Raw genomic sequence first — 23,204 nt, forward strand, 5'->3', positions numbered from 1 at the left:
GCTGGGTGGTAACGATATAGGTCGCTATGTCATCACCCGCAAAATGCCGCCAAGGCGCCGCGCGCGCCCTGCGTTTCCAGCAGGACGAGCCAGCGGGTCAGGACCGCGCGCAGACGATCGTCCGTGGCGAGCGCAGGCGCAATCACCGCGTCGCAAGCGAGAATGGCGGCGATGCGTTCCTGCGCGGTCTGCGCCCCGGCCAGCGCGGCGGCGATGGGCGCCGCAAGCGGATCATCCACCTGATGGGTGATACCCCTGTCATCGCGCCCCGCCTGCCAGCGAATCCAGGCTGCGACGGCGAGCGACAGGGCGTCGATCCCCTGCCCTGCCTTGAGCCGCGCGGCGATGGGCGCCAGCAGGCGCTGGGGCAGTTTCTGCGATCCGTCCATGGCGATCTGGCGCGTGCGGTGACGCAGCGTCGGATTGTCGAAGCGGGCCATCAGCTCGCGGCGATAGGCTGCGACGTCCAGCTCGGCCGGCGGCGACAGCGTCGTTTCCGCCTCGTCCCAGAGCCTTTCCACGAAATGCCGGGCTTCGGGCAGGGCCAGCACCTCATGGACATGGTCGATACCGGCCAGACCGCCCAGATAGGCGATGCCGCTATGCGCGCCGTTCAACAGGCGCAGCTTCGCCTCTTCCCATGGCGCAACGGCCGCGGTCAATTGGACCCCTGCCCCGAAATCCGGGCGCAGATTGCAGAAACGATCCTCGATCACCCATTGAAGGAAGGGTTCGGTCTTGACCATCGCCCGGTCTTCGACGCCGAGCCGTTCGGTCTGCATGGCGATGTCTTCGGGCGTGGTCGCCGGCACGATGCGATCGACCATGGTTTCGGGGAAAGCGCCATGCTCTGCGATCCAGTCGGCCAGGCCGGCGTCGTGCCGCCGTGCCAGTTCCAGCACGGCATTGCGCAGGCGCGCGCCATTATGCGGGAGGTTGTCGCAGCTGATCGCGGTGAAGGGCGCAAGGCCGGCGGCGCGGCGCAGGGCCAGCGCGGCGACCAGATAGCCGGGCGCGGTCTGCGGACTATCGAGCGAGATGAGGTCGGCGGCGAGTTGCGGATCGCTTTCGTTCAACATTCCGGTCGCGGGGTCCAGCTTGTAGCCCTTTTCCGTGATGGTGAGCGTCACGATATGCGTGTCCGGGGAGGCCAGCGCCGCGAGCAGCGCCTGCGGCTCTTCCGGCGCGACGATGACATGCCGGACCGCGCCGATCAGGCGCGCCCGTTCCGTCGCGCCGTCGCGCACAAGTATGGTGTAGAGGCCATCCTGTGGCTGCATCTGGTCGCGCACGCCGGGTGACCGCAGCGAAGCGGCGATGACGCCCCAACGCAGGTCGCCGGCATTGAGGGCATCGTCGAAGACCACCGCCTGGTGGGCACGATGGAAGGCGCCAATGCCGATATGGACGACGCCGCAGGTCACGGCGGCGCGGTCATAGGCCGGCGGCGTGATGTCGGCGGGCAGTTGCGCGAGGGTGGTGATGGACAGGCGGCTCACAGCTTGTATGCCGCCTTGGCAAGGTCATAGGCCAGCGCACGCGCCAATTCGAACGCCTCATCCTCCTCCAGCCGATGTTCGGCGACCAACTGGGCGAGCCAGGCGCAATCCATGCGGCGGGCGACGTCATGACGAGCCGGGATCGACAGGAAGGCGCGAGTGTCGTCGTTGAAGCCGACCGTATTGTAGAAGCCTGCCGTTTCCGTCATCCGCTCGCGGAAACGGCGCATCCCTTCCGGACTGTCATGGAACCACCAGGGCGGCCCCAGCTTGAGCGCTGGATAGTGGCCGGCCAGCGGCGCCAGCTCGCGCGCATAGACATCCTCGTCCAGGGTGAAGAGGATCAGCGTCAGGCACGGATCATTGCCATAAACGTCGAGCAGCGGCTTGAGCGCCTGCACGAATTCACCGGCGGTGGGGATATCGCCGCCCTTGTCCTTGCCGAAACGGGCCAGCACGGCGGCATTGTGGCTGCGATGGACGCCGGGATGCAACTGCATCACCATGCCGTCGTCGATCGACATCCGCGCCATTTCGGTCAGCATATGGCCACGGAACAGCTCCGCGTCCCGCGCGGTGACCGGGCCGGTCATGACCCTGGCGTACAGAGCCTCGATCTCTTCGCGCGGCAGGTTGGCGGTGAAGGCGGACGGATGGCCATGGTCGGTCGATGTCGCGCCCGCCGCGCGGAAATCAGCGCGGCGCTTTTCATGCGCGCGCAGATAGCCGGCAAAACTGTCCACATCCTCGCCCGCCATGGCGCAGAAGCGCTGGACGTTGGCGATGAAGCGCGGATCGTCGGGGTCGAGCACCGGGTCGGGGCGATAGGCGGTGATGACCTTGCCATCCCAGCCGGACGCCCGGATCGCGCGATGATGGTCGAGCGGATCGAGCGGCCCTTCGGTCGTGGCGATCACTTCGATATTATAACGTTCGAACAAGGCGCGCGGGCGGAAGGCATCGGTCTTCAGCGCGGCGTCGATGATGTCGTAATAATGATCGGCGGTGTCCGCGTTCAATTGCACGTCGATGCCGAAGGCTTCGGCGAAGACCCAGTCCATCCACATGCGCGTGGGCGTGCCCCGGAACAGATGATAACGCTCGGCAAAGAGGCGCCAGATGGCGCGCGGATCGCTGGCCGTGGCGCTGCCATCCACGGTCGGGATGCCCAGATCCTCCAGCTTGACGCCCTGGCTCATCAACATGCGGAAAGCATAATGGTCCGGCACGATCAGCAATTCCGCCGGATTGGCGAACGGCTCGTCATAGGCGAACCAGCGCGGATCGGTATGGCCGTGCGGCGACACGATCGGCAGATCCTTCACGCTCGCATAGAGGCGGCGGGCGATGTCGCGGGTCGCGGGATCGGACGGGAAAAGGCGATCGGGATGAAGGCTGAGCGTCTTGGTCATGCGGGATTTCCGGGAACAGAGGCGACCACCGGCTGATAGCGGGGCAGCAGGAAGTGGATGACCGCCAGCGCGATCAGATAAGCGACGGAGGCGACCGCAAAGATCGGGCCGAAACTACCGATCCTCTCCAGGATCACGCCGGCGAACTTGGCCATCAACATGCCGCCGACCGCACCCGACAGGCCGCCCAGGCCGACGACCGACCCGGCCATCCAGCGGGGAAACACGTCACCGGGCAGCGCGTAGAGATTGGCGGAAAAGCCCTGATGTCCGGCGCAGGCGAGGCCGATCAGGCCAACGGCGATCCACATGGACGGCGCGCTGGCGGCGAAGGCGATCGGCACGGCGCAGAGCGCGGCGAGGAACATGGCGCTCTTGCGCGAGCGGTTGAGGCTCCAGCCCCGCCCCATGAAGCGCGAGGAAGCCCAGCCGCCCGCGACCGACCCGACATCCGCCATCAGATAGACAGCGATCAGCGGTGGCCCGAAATCGAGCATCTTCACGCCATATTGCTTGTTGAAGAAATCGGGCAGCCAGAAGAGGAAAGTCCACCAGACTGGATCGATCAGGAAGCGACCCGACATATATGCCCAGGTCTGGCGATGGCGGAACAGGGTCGACCATTTGACCGGGCGCTTTTCTTCAACCGGATCGGTTTCGATCCAGGCCAGCTCCTGCGGACTGAGGCTCTTCTTTTCGCGCGGGCGGCGATAGAAGCTCAGCCATGCCGCGAGCCACAGGACCGTCAGCAGGCCGGTCAGGATGAAGGCCCAGCGCCAGCCCAGCGTCACCGCGATGACGGGGACGAACAACGGCGTCAGGATCGCCCCGACATTGGACCCGGCATTGAAGATGCCGATGGCCAGCGCCCGTTCCTTCTTGGGGAACCATTCATTGGTCGCGGCGATGGCGGCGGGGAATGTTCCCGCCTCCCCGATCGCGAGCGGGATGCGGGCGATCAGCATTCCCGCCGTCGAGGTGAAAAAGATATGCGCGACATGGCCGATCGTCCACAGCGACACGGCCAGCGCATAGCCTGCCCGCGCGCCGATCCTGTCGATCAGGCGACCGAAAAAGACATAGGCGATGCCGTAGCCCGCCTGGAACCAGATGGCCAGATCGGCATAGCCGCTCTCGCTCCAGCCATAACGGGCCTGAAGATCGGGCTTGAGCGTCGGCAGGACGAGCCGGTCGATATAGCTGAGCACGACAGCCGCGAAGAGCAGGCCGCAGACGATCCAGCGGACTTTGCCTGACGGCTTGGGTGGGCCGGAGGGTTTGGGAATGGCAGTGCTCATCGGCTCATCCTCTCGCCTGACACTACCCACATCCGTTCGTGCTGAGCCTGTCGAAGGGCGCGCACGCGTGCTTCGACAGGCTCAGCACGAACGGAAGTAAGTGGCGTGAAAGTCCGAGGCTGAAAAGATGAGCCGATCATGTCGATCACCAGTTGAACATGGTGCCGTCTTCCAGCCGGTTCACCGGCAGGAAGGCGCGATTATATTCATATTTGGCGGCCAGGTCCTCGTCGATGTCGACGCCCAGACCCGGCGCCTCGCCCGGATGCATCGCGCCGTCCGCAAAGCTGTAGGCATGGGGGAATACGGCATCGGTTTCGGGCGTATGGCGCATATATTCCTGCACGCCGAAGTTGGGAACGCTGAGGTCGAAATGCAGCGCCGCAGCCATGCAGACCGGCGACAGGTCGGTCGCGCCATGGCAGCCGGTGCGGACCTGATAAAGATCGGCCAGATTGGCGATCTTGCGCAGGTGGCTGATGCCGCCTGCATGGACCACGGTGGCGCGGATATAATCGATAAGCTGGTTTTCGATCAGTTCGCGGCAATCATGGATCGAGTTGAAGATCTCGCCCACGGCCAGAGGCGTCGTGGTGTGCTGGCGGATCAGCTTGAAGGCTTCCTGATTTTCCGCCGGGGTCGCGTCTTCCAGCCAGAAGGGGCGATATTGCTCCAGATCCTTGCCCAGACGCCCGGCCTCGATCGGGGTCAGACGGTGATGGATGTCGTGGAGCAGGTGGACGTCCCAGCCCAGCGCTTCACGCGCCGCTTTAAACAGTTCGGGAACAATGCGGAGATACTTGCTGGTATTCCACACATTTTCCGTCGGTAAGTCGGCGTCGGCCGGTTCGTAGAAATATTTGTCCTTGGACACGCCATAGGTGGACGCCATGCCCGGCACGCCGCACTGGATGCGGATCGCCTTGTACCCCTGCGCCTGATATTCCAACGCGGTCTTGACCGTATCCTCGATCGTGGTGCCATTGGCATGGCCATAGACCATGACGCTTTCGCGGCTCGCCCCGCCCAGCAGTTGATAGACCGGCAGGCCCGCGATCTTGCCCTTGATATCCCAGAGCGCGGTATCGACGGCGGCGATGGCCGACATGGTGACGGGACCGCGACGCCAATAGGCACCCTTGTACAGATACTGCCAGATATCCTCGATCCGGTGCGCGTCACGACCGATCAGGCAAGGGATGACATGGTCCTGAAGATAGGAAGCAACCGAAAGTTCACGGCCATTCAGCGTCGCGTCGCCGAGGCCGTAGACGCCTTCGTCCGTAATGATCTTCAGCGTGACGAAGTTGCGGCCGGGGCAGGTGACGATGACCTTGGCATCAATTATCTTAGGCATTTGAGCGGTCCTGTTCAGATGATTTCGAGCGTGATGGTCTGGAGATTCTGGCTGTCGGGTCCGACCATGATGTCGAAGAGGCCGGGTTCGACGACCTCCTCCATGTCGAGATTCCATAAGCTGAAGGCGTCGGGGCCAAGCGGAATGCGCACGGTCGTCGTTTCGCCGGGCGCAAGAGTGACGCGCTCGAAGCCCTTCAATTCTTTGATCGGGCGAGTGACACTGGCAACCTGATCATGGACGTAGAGCTGGACGACCTCGTCCCCTGTCCTGTCTCCCATATTGCGCACATCGACTTCGACCGTGACGCTGCCCCCCACACCGATGCGCGGTGAAGAAAGTCGTGGTTTTCCAAACTCGAACTTCGTGTAGCTAAGGCCATATCCGAATGGGAAGAGCGGGCTGATATCCTCGAACACATAGCCACGCCGGGCGCTGGGCTTGCGGTTGTAGAAGATCGGGATTTGCCCCGCGTCGCGCGCAACGGTGACAGGCAGCTTCGCACCGGGATTGACGTCGCCGAACAGGATATCCGCCATGGCGGTGCCGCCCTCCTGCCCCGGATACCAGCATTCCAGCAGCGCGTTGGCCCCGTCTACCACGGTCGGATAGCTGGGCGGACGGCCATTGATCGCGCAGACCACGACGGGCTTGCCGATCGCCTTGATCGCCGCGAACAATTCATTCTGCTCACCGACCAGGTCGAGGCTGGTGCGATCGCCCAGATGGTTCCTGGCAAAGCCTTCCCGGCTCGTCTGTTCGGTGTCGCCGATGGCGAGCAGGACGATATCCGCGCCTTTCGCCACTCCGACCGCCTCAGCGATCAGCGCACGGTTCTTGACCGGGTCGGCCAGCAACACTTCATCGACCGAGCGATCCTCGCTCTGGGTGATGAAGACGCCCTGCGCATGGACGACCTCCGCCTTGCCCTTGAGCTTGGCCTTCACCCCTTCCAGCAAAGACACGTCCTGCCGGGGAATGGAAGAATAGCCGCCCAATCGCGCGATGGCGGCATTGGGGCCGATCACCGCGACCCGCTTATGCGCGCCAGCAGCGAGCGGCAGCGTGCCGTCATTCTTGAGCAGCGCGATCGACTTGTGCGCGGCCTTCAGCGCCAGCGCGCGGGCTTCGGCATTGCCGGTCAGCGTGTCATAGTCGCGGCGCGGCCAGGGGTTTTCGAACAGGCCCGCGCGGAACTTGAGCGTCAACATGCGCTTGGCTGCGATGTCGACCGCTTCGAGGGGCACCTTCCCCGCGCGGACCTGTTCCACGAGCGTCCGATAGGTCTGGCCATCGGGCAACTCGCAATCGACGCCGGCGCGGAGGGCGGCGCGGGCCGATGCCTCCGGGTCGGGCTGAACATGGTGGATGGTGTCGAGTTCGTGGACCGCGCCATAGTCGCTGACCACCGCACCGTCGAAATGCCATTCGCCGCGCAAAATGTCGCCGAGCAGCCATTTGTTCTGGTGCGACGGGACGCCGTCGATTTCATTATATGACGGCATGACGGCAGCGATGCCGGTGCGCTTCACGACCTGACGGAAGGGCGGGAAGAAATTCTCGCGCAGTTCGCGCTGGCTGATCGGCGCTGGCGCGATATTCTCGCCACTCTGAGGCTGGCCATGGCCGGTCATATGTTTGAGCGTCGCCATGACCTTGTCCGGGCCAAGCTGTTTGCTCTCGCCTTGCAGACCCAGTACCGCCGCGACGCCCATTTCGCCGCAGAGATAAGGGTCTTCGCCGAAGGTTTCCTCGATCCGGCCCCAGCGCGGATCGCGGGCGATGTCCACCACCGGGGACAGGGCCAGATGAACGCCGCGGGCGCGGACTTCGCGGGCGATGACGGACTGGACATCCTGCATCAACTGGCGGTCGAAACTGCCCGCCATGCCGATCGCCATCGGGAACATGGTCGCGTCGGTTGCCATATAGCCGTGCAGCGATTCCTCATGGAAGAGGACCGGGATGCCGAGACGCGTCTCCTTGATCGCCCATGTCTGGACGGCGGTGATGAAGGCGACGGTGTCGGCCGGGGTGCGCCAGCGGGCGCCGACGCCACCGGCCTGCTGCGACCCGTCGGGCGCACCGCGCCGATCGGACGGGCGCGTAATCTGGCCGAAGCTGTTCGGATAGGCCCTGCTCGCCTTGGTCGGCGAGAAGGTCAGGTCGTCCATGATATCCGCCTTGGTCGCCCAGAGCGCGATGATCTGGCCGACCTTCTCCTCCAGTGTCATGCGGTCCAGCAGATCCCGGACGCGCAGGTCGATGGGCGCGGAGGCATCCTTGTAGAGCGGCCCCTTCCCCTTTGCGGCCACGGCCGGGGCCGCCGCGAACAGCGAGGTCGAAGCGAGCAGGCCGAGCGCCTGGCGACGCGCGAGGCTCACGGCGTCACCGTCAGCGTCGCGGACTGGAGCGCGACCGAGCTGTTGCCGGTCATGATCTCGAAATCGCCCGGTTCGACGACACGCTCCATATGATCGTTCCACATCTGGAGGCTCTCGGGGCTGATGGTGAAGGTGACGGTGCGGGTTTCGCCGGGCTTCAGGGTGATGCGCTGAAAGCCCTTCAATTCCTTGATCGGGCGCGTGACGGAGCTGACCTTGTCATGGATGTAGAGCTGGACGACTTCGTCGCCCTCCCGCCCGCCGCTGTTGCGGACATCGACCGAGACAGTTGTTTTGCCGCCCGTGCCGATGCGGGCCGCGGCCAGACGCGGGGGCGACAGGTCGAATGTTGTGTAGCTGAGGCCAAAACCGAAGGGATAGAGCGGGTCGGTGGTGTCGAACAAATAGCCGCGCCGCGCCGAGGGCTTGGCATTGTAGAACATAGGCAGTTGCCCGACCGAGCGGGGCACGGTGACGGGCAGCTTCGCGCCGGGGTTCACATCGCCGAACAGCACGTCCGCGACAGCGTTGCCGCCCTGCTCACCCAGATACCAGCCTTCGAGAATGGCGTTGGCCTGCTCGCTGATCGTCACGGTGGAGGCCGGGCGACCGTTGATGAGGACGACGGTGATCGGCTTGCCCAGCGCCTTCAAGGCATCGAACAGCGCCTGCTGCTCGCCGACCAGATCGAGGCTGGGACGGTCGCCCAGATGATTGTCGGCCCAGCCTTCGCGGCTCGACTGTTCGGTGTCGCCCAGCGTCAGGACGATATGGTCCACGCCTCTGGCAGCCTCGACCGCCTGCGCGATCAGTTTGCGATTCTCCGCGGGATCGGACTTTGTGACGCTGTCCTCCCACCAGTCGTCATTTTCGGTGATCTTCACGCCCTGCGCGAAGACGATGTTGGCCTTGCCACCGACCTTGGCCTTGATTCCTTCGAGGATCGAGACGCTGTGCGGCGGCTGGCCATAATAGCCGCCGAGCCGCGCCACGGCCGCGCTCGGGCCGATGACCGCGATCGTGCCTTCGGGCTTAAGCGGCAGCATGCCGTCATTCTTAAGCAGGGTGATGGAGCGTTGCGCGGCCTTGAGCGCCAGCGCGCGGGCTTCGGCGTTGTTGGTGATTTTTTCCGACGCGGCGGCATCGGCATAGGGATGCTCGAACAGCCCGGCGCGGAATTTGAGGTCCAGCATCCGGCGGACGGCCAGGTCGACCTGCGCCTCGCTCACCTTGCCTTCGCGCACGAGCTTGCCCAGCATCGCATAGGACAGGCCATCGGGCAGGTCCGCGTCGACGCCTGCGTCGAGCGCGCGGATCGCGGCCTCCTCCAGATTGGCGGCGATATGATGGATGCTCATCAACTGGTCGATCGCCGAATAGTCCGACACGACCGCGCCCTTGAAGCCCCATTCCTCACGCAGCACATTTTCCAGCAGCCAGCGATTGGCATGGCTCGGGACGCCGTCGATCTCGTTATAGCTGGCCATGACGGCTTCGATGCCGGTGCGCTTCACCACCTGTTCGAAGGGCGGGAAGAAATTCTCGCGCAGTTCGCGCTCCGACACCGGCGCCGGGCCGACATTGGTGCCGCTTTCGGGCTGGCCATGGCCGGTCAGATGCTTGAGCGTGGCGAACACCTTGCCATCACGCAGATTGCGCTCCCGGCCGACGCCCTGAAGCCCTTCGACTGCGGCGACACCCATTTCGCTGACGAGATAGGGGTCTTCGCCATAGGTTTCCTCGATCCGGCCCCAGCGCGGGTCGCGGGCGATGTCCACCACCGGAGACAGGATCATCGGCACGCCGCGCGAGCGGATCTCCCGCGCGATCACGCTGTTGACGTCGCGCAGCATGTCCGTGTCGAAGGAGGACGCCATGGCGATCGACTGGGGGAAGCTGGTCGCGCCGACGGCCGCATAGCCATGCAGCCCCTCTTCATGAAAGAGGATCGGGATGCCCAGCCGAGTCTGCGTCGTCGCCCATTTTTGCAGGGCGTTGACGAGTGCGACCGTCTGGCGCGGATTGCGTCCTGGTGCGACCCGAGGACTAACGGCCCCCTTCGCATCGGAAGGACGGGTGAAATGGCCCAGGCCATGGGGATATTGCGCGGCCAGTTTCGCGGGATCGAGCTGGAGCCGGTCATCGAAAATCTTGACCTTGTCGAGCCAGACGGTGGTGATCTGGGCAATCTTCTCGTCCAGTGTCATGCGCGCCAGGAGATCGTCGACGCGCGCCTCGATCGGCGCGCCGACGTCCTGGTAAACGGCCTTGGCCGATGCCGTTGCGGGCGCCGCATGAATAGGCGCCATCGGCAAGGCGACACTCAACGCCAGCGCCGACGCTGCACACCATATTTTGCGGTTACGGATCACGACGCCCCTCTCCATTTTATTTCCCCGACAATCTTTCCGCTTGCCGTGGCTGAACTGATAGCGTTACCATTGCTTCGACAAGAGAGACTTGTCAATGCCCGATCAATGGGCTTTGACGTTCGGGACAAGGGAGAGGATCTTCGTGAAAGCGCGCCTGTTTTGCTGGATGATTGCCGTGACCGGAACGGCGTTGACGCCTGTGATGGCGCCTGCGGCGCAGGCTGAGGACGGCTATGATCTATGGCTGCGCTATGCGCGCACGGAACCATCGCGCGCTGGCGTTTTGGCGGCTCATGCGAACGCTATCGTGGCAAGCGGAAACAGCCCGACGCTGGCCATCGCAACCCAGGAATTGCAACGCGGTATCGCCGGCATGACCGGGACAACGCCAGCGCTGTCAGCAACGGTCCAGCAAGGCGCGCTGCTGTTGGCGACGCCGGCGTCCACCCATTCCCTGCCGGTGAAGACGGACGGGCTGGGCGAGGAAGGCTATGCGATTCGCACCATCATGATGGACGGCAAGGCGGTCACGCTGATCGCCGCGAACAGCGACATCGGCCTGCTCCATGGCGCCTATCATTGGCTGCGCCTCGCCCAGAGCGGCGAGAAGCTGGACAATCTGGACATACGCAGCGCGCCGAAAATCGGCCTGCGCCTGCTCAACCATTGGGACAATCTGAACGGCACGGTCGAGCGCGGCTATGCCGGCCAGTCGATCTGGGACTGGTGGCGCCTGCCCGACTGGAAAGGGCCGCGCTACACCGACTATGCCCGCGCCAACGCCTCGATCGGCATCAACGGCACCGTCCTCAACAATGTGAACGCCAAGGCGGATAGCCTGACCGCGCCCTATATCGCCAAGGCGGCAGCACTGGCGGATGTCTTCCGTCCCTATGGCATCAAGGTCTATCTGTCGGTCAAATGGACCGCGCCGATGGAACTGGATGGCCTCAAGACCGCCGATCCGCTCGACCCGGCCGTCGCCGCATGGTGGAAGGCGAAGGCGGACGAAATCTACAAGGCGATTCCAGACTTCGGCGGTTTCCTGGTAAAGGCGAACAGCGAGGGCCAGCCGGGACCGCAGGATTACAACCGCACCCATGCCGATGGCGCGAACATGCTGGCCGCTGCGGTAAAGGCGCATGGCGGCATCGTGATGTGGCGCGCCTTCGTCTATGCCCATGACAATCCCGACGACCGCGCCAAACAGGCCTATACCGACTTCAAGCCGCTGGATGGAAAGTTCGCCGACAATGTCATCGTACAGGTAAAGAATGGCGCGATCGACTTCCAGCCGCGCGAACCCTTTCATCCGCTGTTCGGCGCGATGCCCAGGACGCCGCTGATGATGGAATTCCAGATCACCAAGGAATATCTGGGCCAGTCGACGCACCTCACTTACCTTGGGCCGTTGTTCGAGGAAGTGCTGGACGCCGATACCTACGCCAAGGGCAAGGGATCGACGGTGGCCAAGGTGATCGACGGATCGCTGGAGGGCCATAAGCTGACCGGCATCGCAGGTGTCGCCAATATCGGCGTCGATCGCGACTGGAGCGGGTCGATCTTCAATCAGGCGGACTGGTATGCCTTTGGCCGTCTGGCCTGGGATACCAGCCTGTCGGCGGAGACGATCGCGAAGGAATGGGCGGAGATGACCTTTTCGCCCGATCCCAAGGTCGTGCAGCCCGTGGTCAGGATGATGATGGGATCGCGCGAGGCGGCGGTGGATTATATGACGCCGCTCGGCCTGGCGCATGTCATGGACACGGGCCATCATTATGGTCCGGGGCCATGGGTATCGGAACTGGCGCGGCCTGAATGGAACCCGGTCTATTATCATAAGGCGGACGCGACCGGCATCGGCTTTGACCGGACGAAGACGGGCAGCAATGCCGTCAGCCAATATGCCGCGCCGCTCGCCAAGCTGTTCGGCAGCGTCAAGACCACGCCGGAACGCGACCTGCTATGGTTCCATCATGTGCCGTGGGACTATCGGCTCAAGTCGGGCGAGACGTTGTGGAACGGTCTTGTCCATCATTATGAGGCGGGCGTGAATTACGTCGCGGACATGCAGACGACCTGGGCATCGCTCAAACCCTATGTCGATGCGGAGCGGTACGCGCAGACAGAGACGTTCCTGACGATCCAGCATCGCGAGGCTTTATGGTGGCGCGACGCCAGCATCGCCTATTTCCAGTCGGTGTCGCAACGTCCCCTGCCCGCCGGGTCGGCTGCCCCCGCCCATGACCTTAATTGGTACAAGGCGCAGAAATTCCCCTATGCGCCGGGTCATAACTGATTATTCACTTAATTTTACCGATTGATGTCGTTACCATTTCGGCAGCGGCATCATATTACCGAAAGTGCGCATCTTTGAGCCTGATCCCATGAGCGACGTTCGATCGTCCCGCCGGCAGCGCAACGCCCCGACCATCAATGATGTCGCCCGCCATGCCGGCGTGTCCCCGATGACCGTGTCCCGCGTCATCAATGGCGAGCAGGTCGTGCGCGCGGCGACGCGAGAGAAGGTGGAGATCGCGATCGCGGCGCTCAACTATGCGCCCAGCGCCGCCGCCCGGACGCTGGCGGGCGGGGACGAGACGCGGATCGGCCTGCTCTATTCCAACCCCTCCTCCTCCTATCTCAGCGAATTTCTGGTCGGCAGCCTGGATCAGGCGAGCCGCAGCGGCGTCGACCTGGTCGTGGAAAAATGGGATGAGGAAATATCGATCGCGTCGGTCGTCGCCCACCTGCAACGCGGGCGGATCGACGGGGTGATCCTGCCGCCGCCGCTGTGTGATTTGAACGAGATGGTGGAAGCGCTGGACAAGGCGGGCATCCCGGCGGTCGCGGTGGCGACCGGGCGCGCGCCGTCGGATCTGGCCGCCGTCAGCATCGACGATCGGCAGGCGGCCTATGAAATGACCCGGCACCTGATCGGGCTGGGCCATGATCGCATCGGCTTCATCAAGGGCAATCCGAACCAGAGCGCCAGCGCCAAGCGGTTCGAGGGCTATGTCGCGGCGCTCGGCGAAGCGGGCCTGAGCGTGCAGGACGAACTGATCGCGCAGGGCTATTTCACCTATCGATCCGGGCTGGACGCGGCCGAACATATATTGGCGCTGGCCGATCCGCCGACCGCCATCTTCGCCAGCAATGACGACATGGCCGCCGCTGCCGTCGCGATCGCGCATCGCACCGGGCTGGACGTGCCGGGCGACCTGACCGTCTGCGGCTTTGACGATACCTCTCTGGCGACCACCATATGGCCGGAGCTGACCACGATCCGCCAGCCGATCAGCGCGATGGCGCGCGCGGCGGTGGAGGTGCTGGTGCGGCAGTTGAAGGGCCGACGCACCGACGAAGCGGCGGAGCATCTGGTGCTGGATCATGCGCTGATCCGGCGGCAGTCGGACGCTGCGCCGCGCGTGCGGCCGCGTATGGGTGGGCGGTAGATATTATCCACCGTTCGCTTCGAGCGCAGTCGAGAAGCGGCTAGCGTAGCGCTTCACGTTTCTCGACAAGCTCGAAACGAACGGATGTTGGGTTATCAGGCCTCGCCGAACACCCGGCGGAAGATCGTATCGACCTGCTTGAAATGATAATCGAGGTTGAACTTGTCCTCGATCTCCTGGACCGGCAGCGCAGCGGTGACGTCTGGGTCGGACTTGAGCAGTTCCAGCAACGATAGCTGGCCGTCCGATTCCCACACCTTCATCGCGTTGCGCTGGACGTAGCGGTAGCTGTCCTCGCGGCTGACGCCCGCCTGGGTCAGGGCCAGCAGCACGCGCTGCGAGTGAACGAGGCCGCCCATCTTGTCGAGATTCTTCATCATCCGCTCGGGATAGATGAGCAGCTTGTCGATGACGCCGGTCAGGCGGGCGAGCGCGAAGTCGAGGGTGATGGTCGCATCGGGACCAAAGAAGCGCTCGACCGACGAGTGGCTGATATCGCGCTCATGCCACAGGGCGACATTTTCCAGCGCGGGCACCACGGCGGCGCGCACCACGCGGGCGAGGCCGGTCAGGTTTTCGGTCAGCACCGGGTTGCGCTTGTGCGGCATGGCCGAGCTGCCCTTTTGCCCCGGCGAGAAATATTCCTCCGCTTCCAGAACTTCGGTGCGCTGGAGGTGGCGAACCTCGACGGCGAGGCGCTCGATCGAGCTGGCGATCACGCCCAGCGTCGCGAAGAACATCGCATGGCGATCGCGCGGGATGACCTGTGTCGAGACAGGCTCGATGGCCAGGCCCAGCTTTTCCGCGACATGCTCCTCGACCGCAGGGTCGATATTGGCGAAGGTGCCGACCGCGCCGGAAATGGCGCAGGTCGCGACTTCCGCGCGCGCGGCGATCAGGCGGGTCTTGCAGCGCGAAAATTCGGCATAGGCTTCGGCCATCTTGAGGCCGAAGGTCACTGGTTCGGCATGAATGCCATGGCTGCGGCCGATGGTCGGCGTCAGCTTATGTTCGAAGGCGCGACGCTTGATGACGTCGAGCAGCTTGTCCAGATCGTCGATCAGGATGTCGGCGGCGCGGGCCAATTGCACGGCGAGGCAGGTGTCCAAGACGTCCGAAGACGTCATGCCCTGATGCATGAAGCGGGCTTCGTCGCCGACCTGTTCGGCCACCCAGGTCAGGAAGGCGATGACGTCATGCTTGGTCACGGCCTCGATCGCGTCGATCGCGGGCACGTCGATGCTGGGGTTCGTGGCCCACCAGTCCCACAGCGCCTTGGCCGCGGACGGCGGGACGACGCCCAGTTCGCCCAGCTTCTCGGTCGCATGCGCCTCGATCTCGAACCAGATCTTGAAACGGGCTTCAGGCTCCCAGAGCGCGGTCATTGCGGGACGGGAATAGCGGGGGACCATGGGCGAATCCTGCGGTTGGAGGAGAAATGTTGCCGCGCGCCTAGCAGCGTCGCCCCGTCGGGGCAAATCGAGAGAGAAGAAAGGGTGATCGACAAGATTCCATGCCGCCCAAAATGATGAAGCCCGACGAGCCGACCATATTTTCAAGACGAATGAAGAGACATGAATGGATGTTCAGGAACATTCACCAGTCGTCATCCATTATCTCCGCAGCAAATCGACATCGCCGGAACAATTATTTCCCGGCACATTCGAAGGTGACAGGAGATTACCATGGTCCGCATATTTCTTTTCTCGACCGCCCTCGCGATAGCGGCACCCGCCATGGCGCAACAGGGCATGGCGCCCGACCAGGGCGCGAGCCCGGCCGCGCCCCAGTCTGCGACTCCGGCCGCACCCGCCGCACCGCAGGCAGCGACGCCCGCTGCTCCGGCCAACACCGCCGCAACGGTCGCGTCGATCGTCGACAGCGAATTCCCCGCCTATGACGCGAACAGCGACGGGCAACTCGACCAGTCGGAATTTTCGCGCTGGATGGTGGCGCTGAAGGGCCAGGAAATGAAGGCGACGGGGTCGACCCTGCCTGCCGAGCAGGTCACGGCCTGGGCCAACGGCGCATTTACGACCGCCGACAAGGATAAGAGCATTTCCGTCAGCAAGCCTGAACTTGTCAGCTACCTGAGTGGCGGCGCAGGCTAAAGGCTGATTCCCCCCTGTCACGAAGGCGGGATATAGAGCCTGAGGGGTCGCACCCGGAGGCGGCATGGAACGAAGGCCATGCCGCCTCTTTTTTAAGTTTGAATAGTGAGAAGAAGCGCGCCGCCAATGCAGCGCGCGATCAACCTTTTTTGCGGGTGTAGAGCAGCGCCGCAACGATCGCGGCAGAACCGATGCCCACCGCCGCGCCCGCCCATACGCCCTTTCCGGCCGATTTGATCGCCGCGGTAGCGAGATCGACCTTGTCCTTTTCCTTAGCCTTTGCGGCGGCGAGGGGCGTGGGCTTTGCGGCGTCTGCACCGACCGGCGGCGCGCTGTCTTCAGGCTTGCTCATGGTTCGCAATGCTATGCCCCAAAGCGGCGGCCACGAAAAGCCGGAACTGCTTCCCCCTCCCACCTTTTGCATTTTGCGCGCACCCTCTTGACTTCACCCCCCGATCCATGTTGGTAGCGCTATCAATTAACAACCGTCCCATTAGGAGTTGATGATGTCGGGGGCCGCCTCCTTGTCCACCTTGGTAGATTGCCTGCCCGCCGACTGGCGCGCCGGCCTGTTTCTTGGCCGTGTCCTGACCGCTGATGGCCCCAGCCCCATATTGGTCCGCGACGGCATCGCTCATGATATGAGCCGCGTCGCACCGACCGTGGCGCAACTGATCGAAAAGCTGCCGCTGGCGGCCGATGCCGGCGAAGCCCTTGGCCCGGTCGATGCGCTCGATCTGCCGCTGCTCAGCCCGGTCGATCTGCAATGCGTCAAGGCGTGCGGCGTAACCTTCGCCCTCTCCGCGATCGAACGGGTGATCGAGGAACGGGCGCGCGGCGATGCCAGCGCGGCTGCGGAGATTCGCGGCCGGCTGGAAGAGCGCGTCGGCGGCTCGATCCGCGCCGTGGTGCCCGGTTCGCCCGAAGCCGCCGCGCTCAAGGCCGCACTGATCGAGGACGGGCTGTGGTCGCAATATCTGGAGGTCGCGATCGGCCCGGATGCGGAGGTGTTCACCAAGTCGCCGGTGCTGTCGACCGTGGGCGCGGGCGCGCAGATCGGCATCCGGTCCGATTCCACCTGGAACAACCCCGAACCCGAAATAGTGCTGATCGCCAATGCCGCTGGGAGCGCTATCGGCGCGACTCTGGGCAATGACGTCAATCTGCGCGATTTCGAAGGACGCTCGGCGCTCCTGCTGGGCAAGGCGAAGGACAATAATGCGTCCTGCTCGCTTGGCCCGCTGATCCGCCTGTTCGATGGCGACTTCACGATCGACGATGTGCGCAATGCCGAAGTCGAACTGACGATCGACGGTCCCGAAGGCTATCGCCTCGAAGGCGTAAGCAGCATGAACCAGATCAGCCGCGATCCGCTGGAACTGGTGCGCCAGACGCTGTCGGAACATCAATATCCCGATGGTTTCGCGCTGTTCCTGGGCACGCTTTTCGCCCCGGTGCAGGATCGCGACGATCCGGGCCGCGGCTTTACCCACAAGGTCGGCGACGTCGTCGCCATCTCCACCCCGCGCCTCGGCAAGCTTGTCAACATGGTCGTGACATCGAAGGACGCCGCGCCCTGGACCTATGGCCTCACCGCACTGATGACCAATCTCGCCGCGCGCGGCCTGCTGAAAGACACCGCCGCATGAGCGCCATCTATCCCAGTCTGAAGGGCAAGCGGGTTTTCATTTCCGGCGGCGGCAGCGGCATCGGCGCGGGGCTGGTCGAGGCGTTCGTCGGCCAGGGCGCGCATGTCGCCTTTTGCGACATCGCCGTGGCGGAGAGCGACTCGCTGGTCGCCCGCCTCACTGGCGCCAACGTCACCCCGATCTTTCACGCCGTCGACCTGCGCGACATCGAAGCGGTGCAGGCGATGATCGGGACGGTCGAGCAGCAGCTTGGCGGGATCGACATTCTCATCAACAATGCCGCCAATGACGACCGCCACACGATCGAGGAAGTGACCCCCGCCTATTGGGACGAGCGGATGGCGGTGAACCTGCGCCACCTCTTTTTCGCGGCGCAGGCGGCGGTGCCCGCGATGAAGCGCGCGGGCGGCGGCGTGATCCTGAATTTCGGATCGATAAGCTGGCACCTCGCCCTGCCCGAGCTGACCCTCTACCAGACCGCCAAGGCGGCCATCGAGGGCCTGACCCGCAGCCTGGCGCGCGACCTGGGCCGCGACAATATCCGCGTCAACACGATCATTCCGGGCAATGTGAAGACCCCGCGCCAGGAAAAATGGTACACGCCCGAAGGCGAGGCGGAGATCGTCGCGGCGCAATGCCTGGACGGCCGCATCCTGCCCGTCGATGTCGCTGCGCTGGCCATGTTCCTGGCGTCCGACGATGCGCGTTACTGCACCGCCCATGATTATTTCATCGATGCCGGCTGGCGCTGAGATGTTGACCGCCGATCCGCAAAGCGTGCTGTCGGTCGGCGCGACGCTGGGCGAAGGCCCGGTCTGGGTGGCGCGCGACGCGGCTTTGTGGTTCGTCGATATCAAGGGACATCGGATTCATCGTTACGATCCGGCGCTGGACGTCGGGCGCAGTTGGGGGACGCCAGGCCAGGTCGGCTGGATATTGCCGACCGATGATGGCTTGTTCGCCGTGGGCCTGCAATCAGGCGTCCACAGCTTCGACCCCGCCACCGCCAGCTTCACCCTGCGTCATGCCCCCGAAGCCCATCTGCCGGGCAACCGCCAGAACGACGCCTGCATTGCGCCCGACGGGGCGATCTGGTTCGGGTCGATGGACGATGCGGAGGAGGCCCAAAGCGGCCATTTCTATCGTCTCCACGAGGGCGCGTGCATCGAAAGCGGCCTGCCTGCCGTGTCGATCACCAACGGCCCTGCCCTCTCGCCTGATGGGCGTATCCTGTACCACACCGATACGCTGGGCAAGCGCATCTGGCGCACCGCGTTGGCGCCAGACGGCACGGTCGGCAATACAAGCCTGTTCGCCCGGATCGAGGATGGCGCCGGCTATCCCGATGGTCCCACCATCGATGCCGAAGGCTGCCTGTGGACCGGCCTGTTCGGCGGCTGGGCGGTGCGCCGCTACGACCCGACCGGCACGCTGATGCGGGAGGTGCGCTTCCCGGTCGCCAACATCACCAAGATCGCCTTTGGCGGCGACGACCTGACCACCGCCTACGCCACGACCGCGCGCAAGGGGCTGGACATGACAGCGCTGGCACAGCAACCTCTGGCGGGCGATATCTTCGCCTTCGATCCCGGCGTGGCCGGGCTGCCGGGGCATGTCGCAACGATATAAGAACAGGAAGGACGGTAGAGAGATGAATGAGGGGAGCGCCGAAAAGGTCAATATGGCCTTTATCGCCGCAATCGTCGCTGTGGCGACGATCGGCGGATTCATGTTCGGCTATGATTCGGGCGTCATCAACGGGACGCAGAAGGGGCTGGAAGCGGCCTTCGATCTGGGCAAGCTCGGCATCGGCATCAATGTCGGCGCGATTTTGGTCGGCTCTTCGATCGGCGCATTCATGGCAGGGCGCATGGCGGACCTGATCGGCCGACGCGGCGTGATGATGCTGGCGGCCGTCCTTTTCCTGGGCAGCGCGTTGCTGGCGGGCGCCGCCGGGTCTTCGGCCATCTTCATCTTCGCCCGCATCATCGGTGGCCTGGGCGTCGGCGCGGCGAGCGTCATTTCACCCGTCTATATCTCCGAAGTCACCCCCGCCGCCGTGCGCGGACGCCTGTCGAGCGTGCAGCAGGTGATGATCATTTCCGGCCTGACCGGCGCCTTCGTCGCCAATTTCGTGCTGGCCCGCTATGCCGGTGGCTCCACCGCGCCGCTATGGCTGGACTTCCCGGCCTGGCGCTGGATGTTCTGGTTGCAGGCGATCCCGGCGGCCATCTACCTGATCGCGCTGCTCTTCATCCCCGAAAGCCCTCGCTATCTGGTGGCGCGCGGCCGCGATGCCGATGCCGAAGTGGTGCTGACGCGCCTGTTCGGTCCGCTGGAAGCCGCGCGCAAGGTTGCGGAAATCCGCGCCAGCCTGGCCGCCGATCATCACCGGCCCAAGCTGTCGGACCTGATCAGCAAGACCACCGGCAAGATTCGCCCGATCGTGTGGACCGGTATTGGTCTGGCCGTCTTCCAGCAGTTGGTCGGCATCAATGTCGTCTTCTATTATGGCGCGACGCTATGGGAAGCGGTCGGCTTTTCCGAAGATAATGCGTTGCAGATCAACATTCTATCGGGCGTGCTGTCGATCGGCGCGTGCCTGGGCGCCATCGCCCTGGTCGACAGGATCGGGCGCAAGCCGCTGCTGCTGATCGGCTCGGCCGGCATGGCGGTGACGCTCGCGATCGTCGCCTATGCCTTCTCCACCGCCGTCACCGGCGCGGACGGCGCGGTGTCGCTGCCCGGCCATAACGGCCTGATGGCGCTGATCTCCGCCAATCTCTACGTGATCTTCTTCAACCTTAGCTGGGGTCCGATCATGTGGGTCATGCTGGGCGAGATGTTCCCGAACCAGATTCGCGGATCGGGGCTGGCGGTCGCCGGCTTCGCCCAGTGGATCGCCAATGCCGCCATCTCGGTCAGCTTCCCGGCGCTGGCTGTGTCGCCGGGACTGGTCGTGACCTATACCGGCTACGCCCTGTTCGCAGCGATCAGCTTCTTTTTCGTGCGCAAGATGGTGCATGAGACGAAGGGGCGCGAGCTTGAGGATATGGAAGGCTGAGCACGGACACGATCCTGTTGCGGGCGGGAGGGCTGGAAGCGGCCATCTCGCCCGCTGTCGGCGGATCGCTGCTGAGCCTCGCGCTGGACGGCGTGAATCTGCTGCGCCGTGCGCCGGACGGTGCCAGCGATCCACTTGCGATGGCGAGCTTTCCGCTGGTTCCTTACGCCAATCGCATAGCGAACGGGCGCTTTGCCTTTGACGGACGAAACTATCGGCTTCCCCTCAATTTCGGCGACCATCCGCACAGCATCCATGGCTTTGGCTGGCAGACGGCATGGACGGCGAGCGAGACACTTGCAGCGGCTACGCGCCTGACCCACGATCATGGCGGCGGTGACGGATGGCCATGGCCCTATAGGGCGGAGCAGCAGGTCGCGCTGACCCCTTCGCTCCTGTCCATGTCGCTGTCCATCACCAATGTCGGTGACTTGCCGATGCCCGCGGGCCTGGGCTTTCACCCCTATTTCCTGGCCGACGCCGCGACCATGATCCAGTTCGACGCGGACGGCCTCTGGCTTTCTACCCCGGACATGCTGCCCGACCGCCACGCCGCCGCCGATATGCTGGGCGACTGGTCGCGGCCTGCCATCGTGCGCGGCGACACGCTGGTCGACAATGTTTATACCGGCTGGAACGGGACCGCGACGATCCGGCGCGGCGACGGCCTGCGCCTGACGCTGCGAGCGACCGGGGCCGGGTTTCTGCACGTCTATCGCCCGCCGGGCAGCGTCGATTTCTGCCTGGAGCCGGTCAGCCATATGCCCGACGCGATCAACCGCGGCGGCATGGCGACGGTGGTGCCCGGCGACACCGCGCGCGTCGCCATGACGATCGCCATCGACAAAATCGACCAGACGCTTCCGAAATCCGCCGGGATCGCCTAAGCTACCCCAAAGCAGCAGCGAAGGGTTCAGCCTATGCAATTTTTGCGGACAGCCTTCTGGGTCGTCATCGCCGTGGGACTCGCCTTCTTCTGTATGGCGAACTATGTGCCCGTGACCGTGCGCCTGTGGGGCGACATGGTGATGGAAACCAAGCTGCCCGTATTGTTGATCGGCGCTTTCCTGCTGGGGGCGCTGCCCTTCTGGATCATGGCGCGGGCCACCCGCTGGCGTCTGAAGCGCCGGCTCGACAGCACCGAGCGCGCATTGGTGGTCGCCACCACCGCCTCCGCCCCGCCCCCACCGCCCGCCTTTTCGGATGTGTCAGCCGTTGCCGGCCTCCCCGACCCGCTCGCCCCCACCCCCAGCACCACAGGACCAGCATGAGCAGCCCCATCTATGTCGCCATCGACACTCCCGACCTGAGCAAGGCGCAAACGCTGGCCGGTCAGGTGAAGCATCATGTCGGCGGGCTGAAGCTGGGTCTGGAATTTTTCTGCGCCAATGGCCATCATGGCGTGCATGAGATGATGAAGTTCGGCCTGCCGATCTTCCTCGATCTCAAGCTCCACGACATCCCCAATACGGTGGCCAAGGCGGTGCAGGCGCTGCACCTGCTGGAACCGGCGATCCTGACCGTCCATGCTGCTGGCGGCCGGGCGATGCTGGAAGACGCCAAGGCGGCGGCCGGGGTGAACACCAAGGTCGTCGCCGTCACCGTGCTGACCAGCCTGGACGATGGCGATCTGCTGGATATCGGCGTGGGCGGAAAGGCGGAGGATCAGGTCCGTCGCCTCGCCGACCTGGCCCAGAGCGCGGGGCTGGACGGCATCGTCTGTTCGGGCGAGGAAGTGGCCGCGGTCAAGAAACACTGGTCCGACGGCTATTTCGTGGTGCCGGGCGTGCGGCCGGCCGGCGGCGCGTTGGGCGATCAGAAGCGCGCCGTGACCCCGCGCGAGGCGCTGGACCGGGGCGCGTCGATTCTGGTGGTCGGGCGGCCGATCAGCCTGGCGGAGAATCCGGACATGGCGGCGCGGGAGATTGAGGCCACGCTTTAGGGCGGGGCCGAAGACATGGAAATTTCGGAATTTTGGTTCGTCGTGCTGCTCTCGGTTGCGCTATTCTGCGTGGTGCAGGCAGTGCGTGATATCCGCACCAAAACTATGCCTGGGGTGCGGCCGCGCCCATAGCGGCGGCTCTCATCCTAGCCATGCCGATTAAAACCCATGCGGTGAAGATCGACCTGTCGGCTAACCGTTAGCGCGGGCTTGTCAGCGTTCGGACTCCGCGTCGCCAACGAAGAAATGCTGGATCACCTCGCGCGTCAACCGGGCCGGGCGCAGGCTGCTGGCGTCGATGCAGCACCAGCTTGACTTGACCTCCGCCAGCACTTCCTCGCCGCGTTTGATGATGGTTTCGTAGAAGGCGCGGGCGCCCTGCACCTTTTCCAGCAGGACGGTGGCGATCACGTCATCATCCAGGAAGGTGGGCTTGCGATAGGTGATTTCATGCTTGAGCGCGACCCAGAGATGCTGGGCGACCGCTTCGGCCGGGGCCAGCGCGCGCCAATGGTCCAGCACCGCCGCCTGCACCCATTTCAGGTAGCTGGCATTGTTGACATGACCCATGAAGTCGATGTCGATGGGATCGATGCCGATCGGGAAGCGGTGGGGAATCGCGTTACTCACACGGATGTCAATAGCAGCCCTGCACGCGGAC

The 23,204-nt window shown here is 64.3% G+C and carries 19 protein-coding genes; 10 read left to right on the forward strand and 9 right to left on the reverse strand.

Features of this window, described 5'->3' with window-relative positions; genetic code table 11:
* Positions 1-32 precede the first annotated feature (32 nt).
* From ABT375_RS05265 to ABT375_RS05290, 6 genes are all read right to left on the reverse strand, one after another.
* Positions 33-1,499: a mannitol dehydrogenase family protein gene (locus tag ABT375_RS05265; RefSeq protein ID WP_416464351.1), complete on the reverse strand. Its 1,467-nt coding sequence runs from the start codon at positions 1,497-1,499 to the stop codon at positions 33-35.
* On the reverse strand, positions 1,496-2,911 hold the full coding sequence (gene uxaC / locus ABT375_RS05270) for a glucuronate isomerase (protein ID WP_416464352.1): 1,416 nt from the start codon (positions 2,909-2,911) through the stop codon (positions 1,496-1,498). Before uxaC ends, ABT375_RS05265 begins: the two co-directional genes overlap by 4 nt.
* Positions 2,908-4,209 carry an MFS transporter gene (locus tag ABT375_RS05275; RefSeq protein WP_416464353.1) on the reverse strand — a complete coding sequence of 434 codons (1,302 nt, stop codon included), beginning with the start codon at positions 4,207-4,209 and terminating at the stop codon, positions 2,908-2,910. Before ABT375_RS05275 ends, uxaC begins: the two co-directional genes overlap by 4 nt.
* 145 nt (positions 4,210-4,354) lie before the next feature.
* Positions 4,355-5,566 (reverse strand): D-mannonate dehydratase ManD, encoded by a 1,212-nt coding sequence (gene manD, locus ABT375_RS05280; RefSeq protein WP_416464354.1) that lies wholly within the window; start codon positions 5,564-5,566, stop codon positions 4,355-4,357.
* 14 nt (positions 5,567-5,580) lie between these two features.
* A complete protein-coding gene (locus ABT375_RS05285) occupies positions 5,581-7,950 on the reverse strand; it encodes a glycoside hydrolase family 3 N-terminal domain-containing protein (protein ID WP_416464355.1) in 2,370 nt (789 codons plus the stop codon).
* The gene (locus ABT375_RS05290; protein WP_416464356.1) at positions 7,947-10,322 is read right to left on the reverse strand and encodes a glycoside hydrolase family 3 N-terminal domain-containing protein; all 2,376 of its coding nucleotides are present in this window, start codon (positions 10,320-10,322) and stop codon (positions 7,947-7,949) included. The genes ABT375_RS05285 and ABT375_RS05290 overlap by 4 nt, the downstream gene beginning before the upstream one ends.
* Before the next feature lie 166 nt (positions 10,323-10,488).
* Here ABT375_RS05290 and ABT375_RS05295 point away from each other — a divergent pair, with 166 nt between their 5' ends.
* A complete protein-coding gene (locus tag ABT375_RS05295; protein WP_416464853.1) occupies positions 10,489-12,621 on the forward strand; it encodes an alpha-glucuronidase family glycosyl hydrolase in 2,133 nt (710 codons plus the stop codon).
* Positions 12,622-12,709: 88 nt separating this feature from the next.
* On the forward strand, positions 12,710-13,777 hold the full coding sequence (locus ABT375_RS05300; RefSeq protein WP_261934389.1) for a LacI family DNA-binding transcriptional regulator: 1,068 nt from the start codon (positions 12,710-12,712) through the stop codon (positions 13,775-13,777).
* 95 nt (positions 13,778-13,872) lie between these two features.
* On the opposite strand, the gene purB is transcribed toward ABT375_RS05300, so the two are convergent.
* Positions 13,873-15,189 carry an adenylosuccinate lyase gene (gene purB, locus ABT375_RS05305; protein WP_416464358.1) on the reverse strand — a complete coding sequence of 439 codons (1,317 nt, stop codon included), beginning with the start codon at positions 15,187-15,189 and terminating at the stop codon, positions 13,873-13,875.
* Positions 15,190-15,462: 273 nt separating this feature from the next.
* Here purB and ABT375_RS05310 point away from each other — a divergent pair, with 273 nt between their 5' ends.
* Positions 15,463-15,888, forward strand: a complete 426-nt coding sequence (locus ABT375_RS05310; RefSeq protein ID WP_261934387.1) for an EF-hand domain-containing protein — start codon at positions 15,463-15,465, stop codon at positions 15,886-15,888.
* A gap of 139 nt (positions 15,889-16,027) precedes the next feature.
* On the opposite strand, the gene ABT375_RS05315 is transcribed toward ABT375_RS05310, so the two are convergent.
* Entirely contained in the window at positions 16,028-16,240 is a 213-nt protein-coding gene (locus ABT375_RS05315; protein ID WP_416464360.1) for a hypothetical protein, read from the reverse strand.
* Between the two features lie 154 nt (positions 16,241-16,394).
* On the opposite strand from ABT375_RS05315, the gene ABT375_RS05320 reads away from it, so the two are divergent.
* From ABT375_RS05320 to pyrF, 7 genes are read left to right on the forward strand one after another with little or no spacing between them, the layout of a single operon-like run.
* The gene (locus ABT375_RS05320) at positions 16,395-17,537 is read left to right on the forward strand and encodes a fumarylacetoacetate hydrolase family protein (RefSeq protein ID WP_416464854.1); all 1,143 of its coding nucleotides are present in this window, start codon (positions 16,395-16,397) and stop codon (positions 17,535-17,537) included.
* The gene (locus ABT375_RS05325; RefSeq protein WP_416464361.1) at positions 17,534-18,289 is read left to right on the forward strand and encodes an SDR family NAD(P)-dependent oxidoreductase; all 756 of its coding nucleotides are present in this window, start codon (positions 17,534-17,536) and stop codon (positions 18,287-18,289) included. Before ABT375_RS05320 ends, ABT375_RS05325 begins: the two co-directional genes overlap by 4 nt.
* Position 18,290: 1 nt before the next feature.
* Positions 18,291-19,166 (forward strand): SMP-30/gluconolactonase/LRE family protein, encoded by an 876-nt coding sequence (locus ABT375_RS05330; RefSeq protein ID WP_416464363.1) that lies wholly within the window; start codon positions 18,291-18,293, stop codon positions 19,164-19,166.
* A 22-nt stretch (positions 19,167-19,188) separates the two neighbouring features.
* A complete protein-coding gene (locus tag ABT375_RS05335; protein WP_416464364.1) occupies positions 19,189-20,601 on the forward strand; it encodes a sugar porter family MFS transporter in 1,413 nt (470 codons plus the stop codon).
* Between the two features lie 17 nt (positions 20,602-20,618).
* Complete coding sequence (locus tag ABT375_RS05340; RefSeq protein ID WP_416464365.1) at positions 20,619-21,488, forward strand: aldose 1-epimerase; 870 nt, start codon at positions 20,619-20,621, stop codon at positions 21,486-21,488.
* A 33-nt stretch (positions 21,489-21,521) separates the two neighbouring features.
* Positions 21,522-21,872 (forward strand): LapA family protein, encoded by a 351-nt coding sequence (locus ABT375_RS05345; RefSeq protein WP_224545812.1) that lies wholly within the window; start codon positions 21,522-21,524, stop codon positions 21,870-21,872.
* Positions 21,869-22,543: an orotidine-5'-phosphate decarboxylase gene (pyrF, locus tag ABT375_RS05350; protein WP_224545811.1), complete on the forward strand. Its 675-nt coding sequence runs from the start codon at positions 21,869-21,871 to the stop codon at positions 22,541-22,543. The genes ABT375_RS05345 and pyrF overlap by 4 nt, the downstream gene beginning before the upstream one ends.
* Before the next feature lie 213 nt (positions 22,544-22,756).
* Here pyrF and ABT375_RS05355 read toward each other — a convergent pair whose 3' ends face one another.
* The gene (locus tag ABT375_RS05355; RefSeq protein ID WP_224545809.1) at positions 22,757-23,173 is read right to left on the reverse strand and encodes an acyl-CoA thioesterase; all 417 of its coding nucleotides are present in this window, start codon (positions 23,171-23,173) and stop codon (positions 22,757-22,759) included.
* Between the last annotated feature and the right edge of the window lie 31 nt (positions 23,174-23,204).

Source organism: Sphingomonas sp. VDB2, assembly GCF_047946695.1.
Taxonomy (GTDB): Bacteria; Pseudomonadota; Alphaproteobacteria; order Sphingomonadales; family Sphingomonadaceae; genus Sphingobium; species Sphingobium bisphenolicum.

What these genes read in the sequence shown, in the direction of transcription:
- ABT375_RS05315 (WP_416464360.1), bottom strand. Translation starts at nt 16,240, where the DNA reads ATGAGCAAGCCTGAAGACAGCGCGCCGCCGGTCGGTGCAGACGCCGCA.
- ABT375_RS05320 (WP_416464854.1), top strand. Translation starts at nt 16,395, where the DNA reads ATGTCGGGGGCCGCCTCCTTGTCCACCTTGGTAGATTGCCTGCCCGCC.
- ABT375_RS05310 (WP_261934387.1), top strand. Translation starts at nt 15,463, where the DNA reads ATGGTCCGCATATTTCTTTTCTCGACCGCCCTCGCGATAGCGGCACCC.
- ABT375_RS05275 (WP_416464353.1), bottom strand. Translation starts at nt 4,209, where the DNA reads ATGAGCACTGCCATTCCCAAACCCTCCGGCCCACCCAAGCCGTCAGGC.
- uxaC (WP_416464352.1), bottom strand. Translation starts at nt 2,911, where the DNA reads ATGACCAAGACGCTCAGCCTTCATCCCGATCGCCTTTTCCCGTCCGAT.
- ABT375_RS05300 (WP_261934389.1), top strand. Translation starts at nt 12,710, where the DNA reads ATGAGCGACGTTCGATCGTCCCGCCGGCAGCGCAACGCCCCGACCATC.
- manD (WP_416464354.1), bottom strand. Translation starts at nt 5,566, where the DNA reads ATGCCTAAGATAATTGATGCCAAGGTCATCGTCACCTGCCCCGGCCGC.
- ABT375_RS05335 (WP_416464364.1), top strand. Translation starts at nt 19,189, where the DNA reads ATGAATGAGGGGAGCGCCGAAAAGGTCAATATGGCCTTTATCGCCGCA.
- pyrF (WP_224545811.1), top strand. Translation starts at nt 21,869, where the DNA reads ATGAGCAGCCCCATCTATGTCGCCATCGACACTCCCGACCTGAGCAAG.
- ABT375_RS05345 (WP_224545812.1), top strand. Translation starts at nt 21,522, where the DNA reads ATGCAATTTTTGCGGACAGCCTTCTGGGTCGTCATCGCCGTGGGACTC.
- purB (WP_416464358.1), bottom strand. Translation starts at nt 15,189, where the DNA reads ATGGTCCCCCGCTATTCCCGTCCCGCAATGACCGCGCTCTGGGAGCCT.
- ABT375_RS05295 (WP_416464853.1), top strand. Translation starts at nt 10,489, where the DNA reads ATGATTGCCGTGACCGGAACGGCGTTGACGCCTGTGATGGCGCCTGCG.
- ABT375_RS05325 (WP_416464361.1), top strand. Translation starts at nt 17,534, where the DNA reads ATGAGCGCCATCTATCCCAGTCTGAAGGGCAAGCGGGTTTTCATTTCC.
- ABT375_RS05330 (WP_416464363.1), top strand. Translation starts at nt 18,291, where the DNA reads ATGTTGACCGCCGATCCGCAAAGCGTGCTGTCGGTCGGCGCGACGCTG.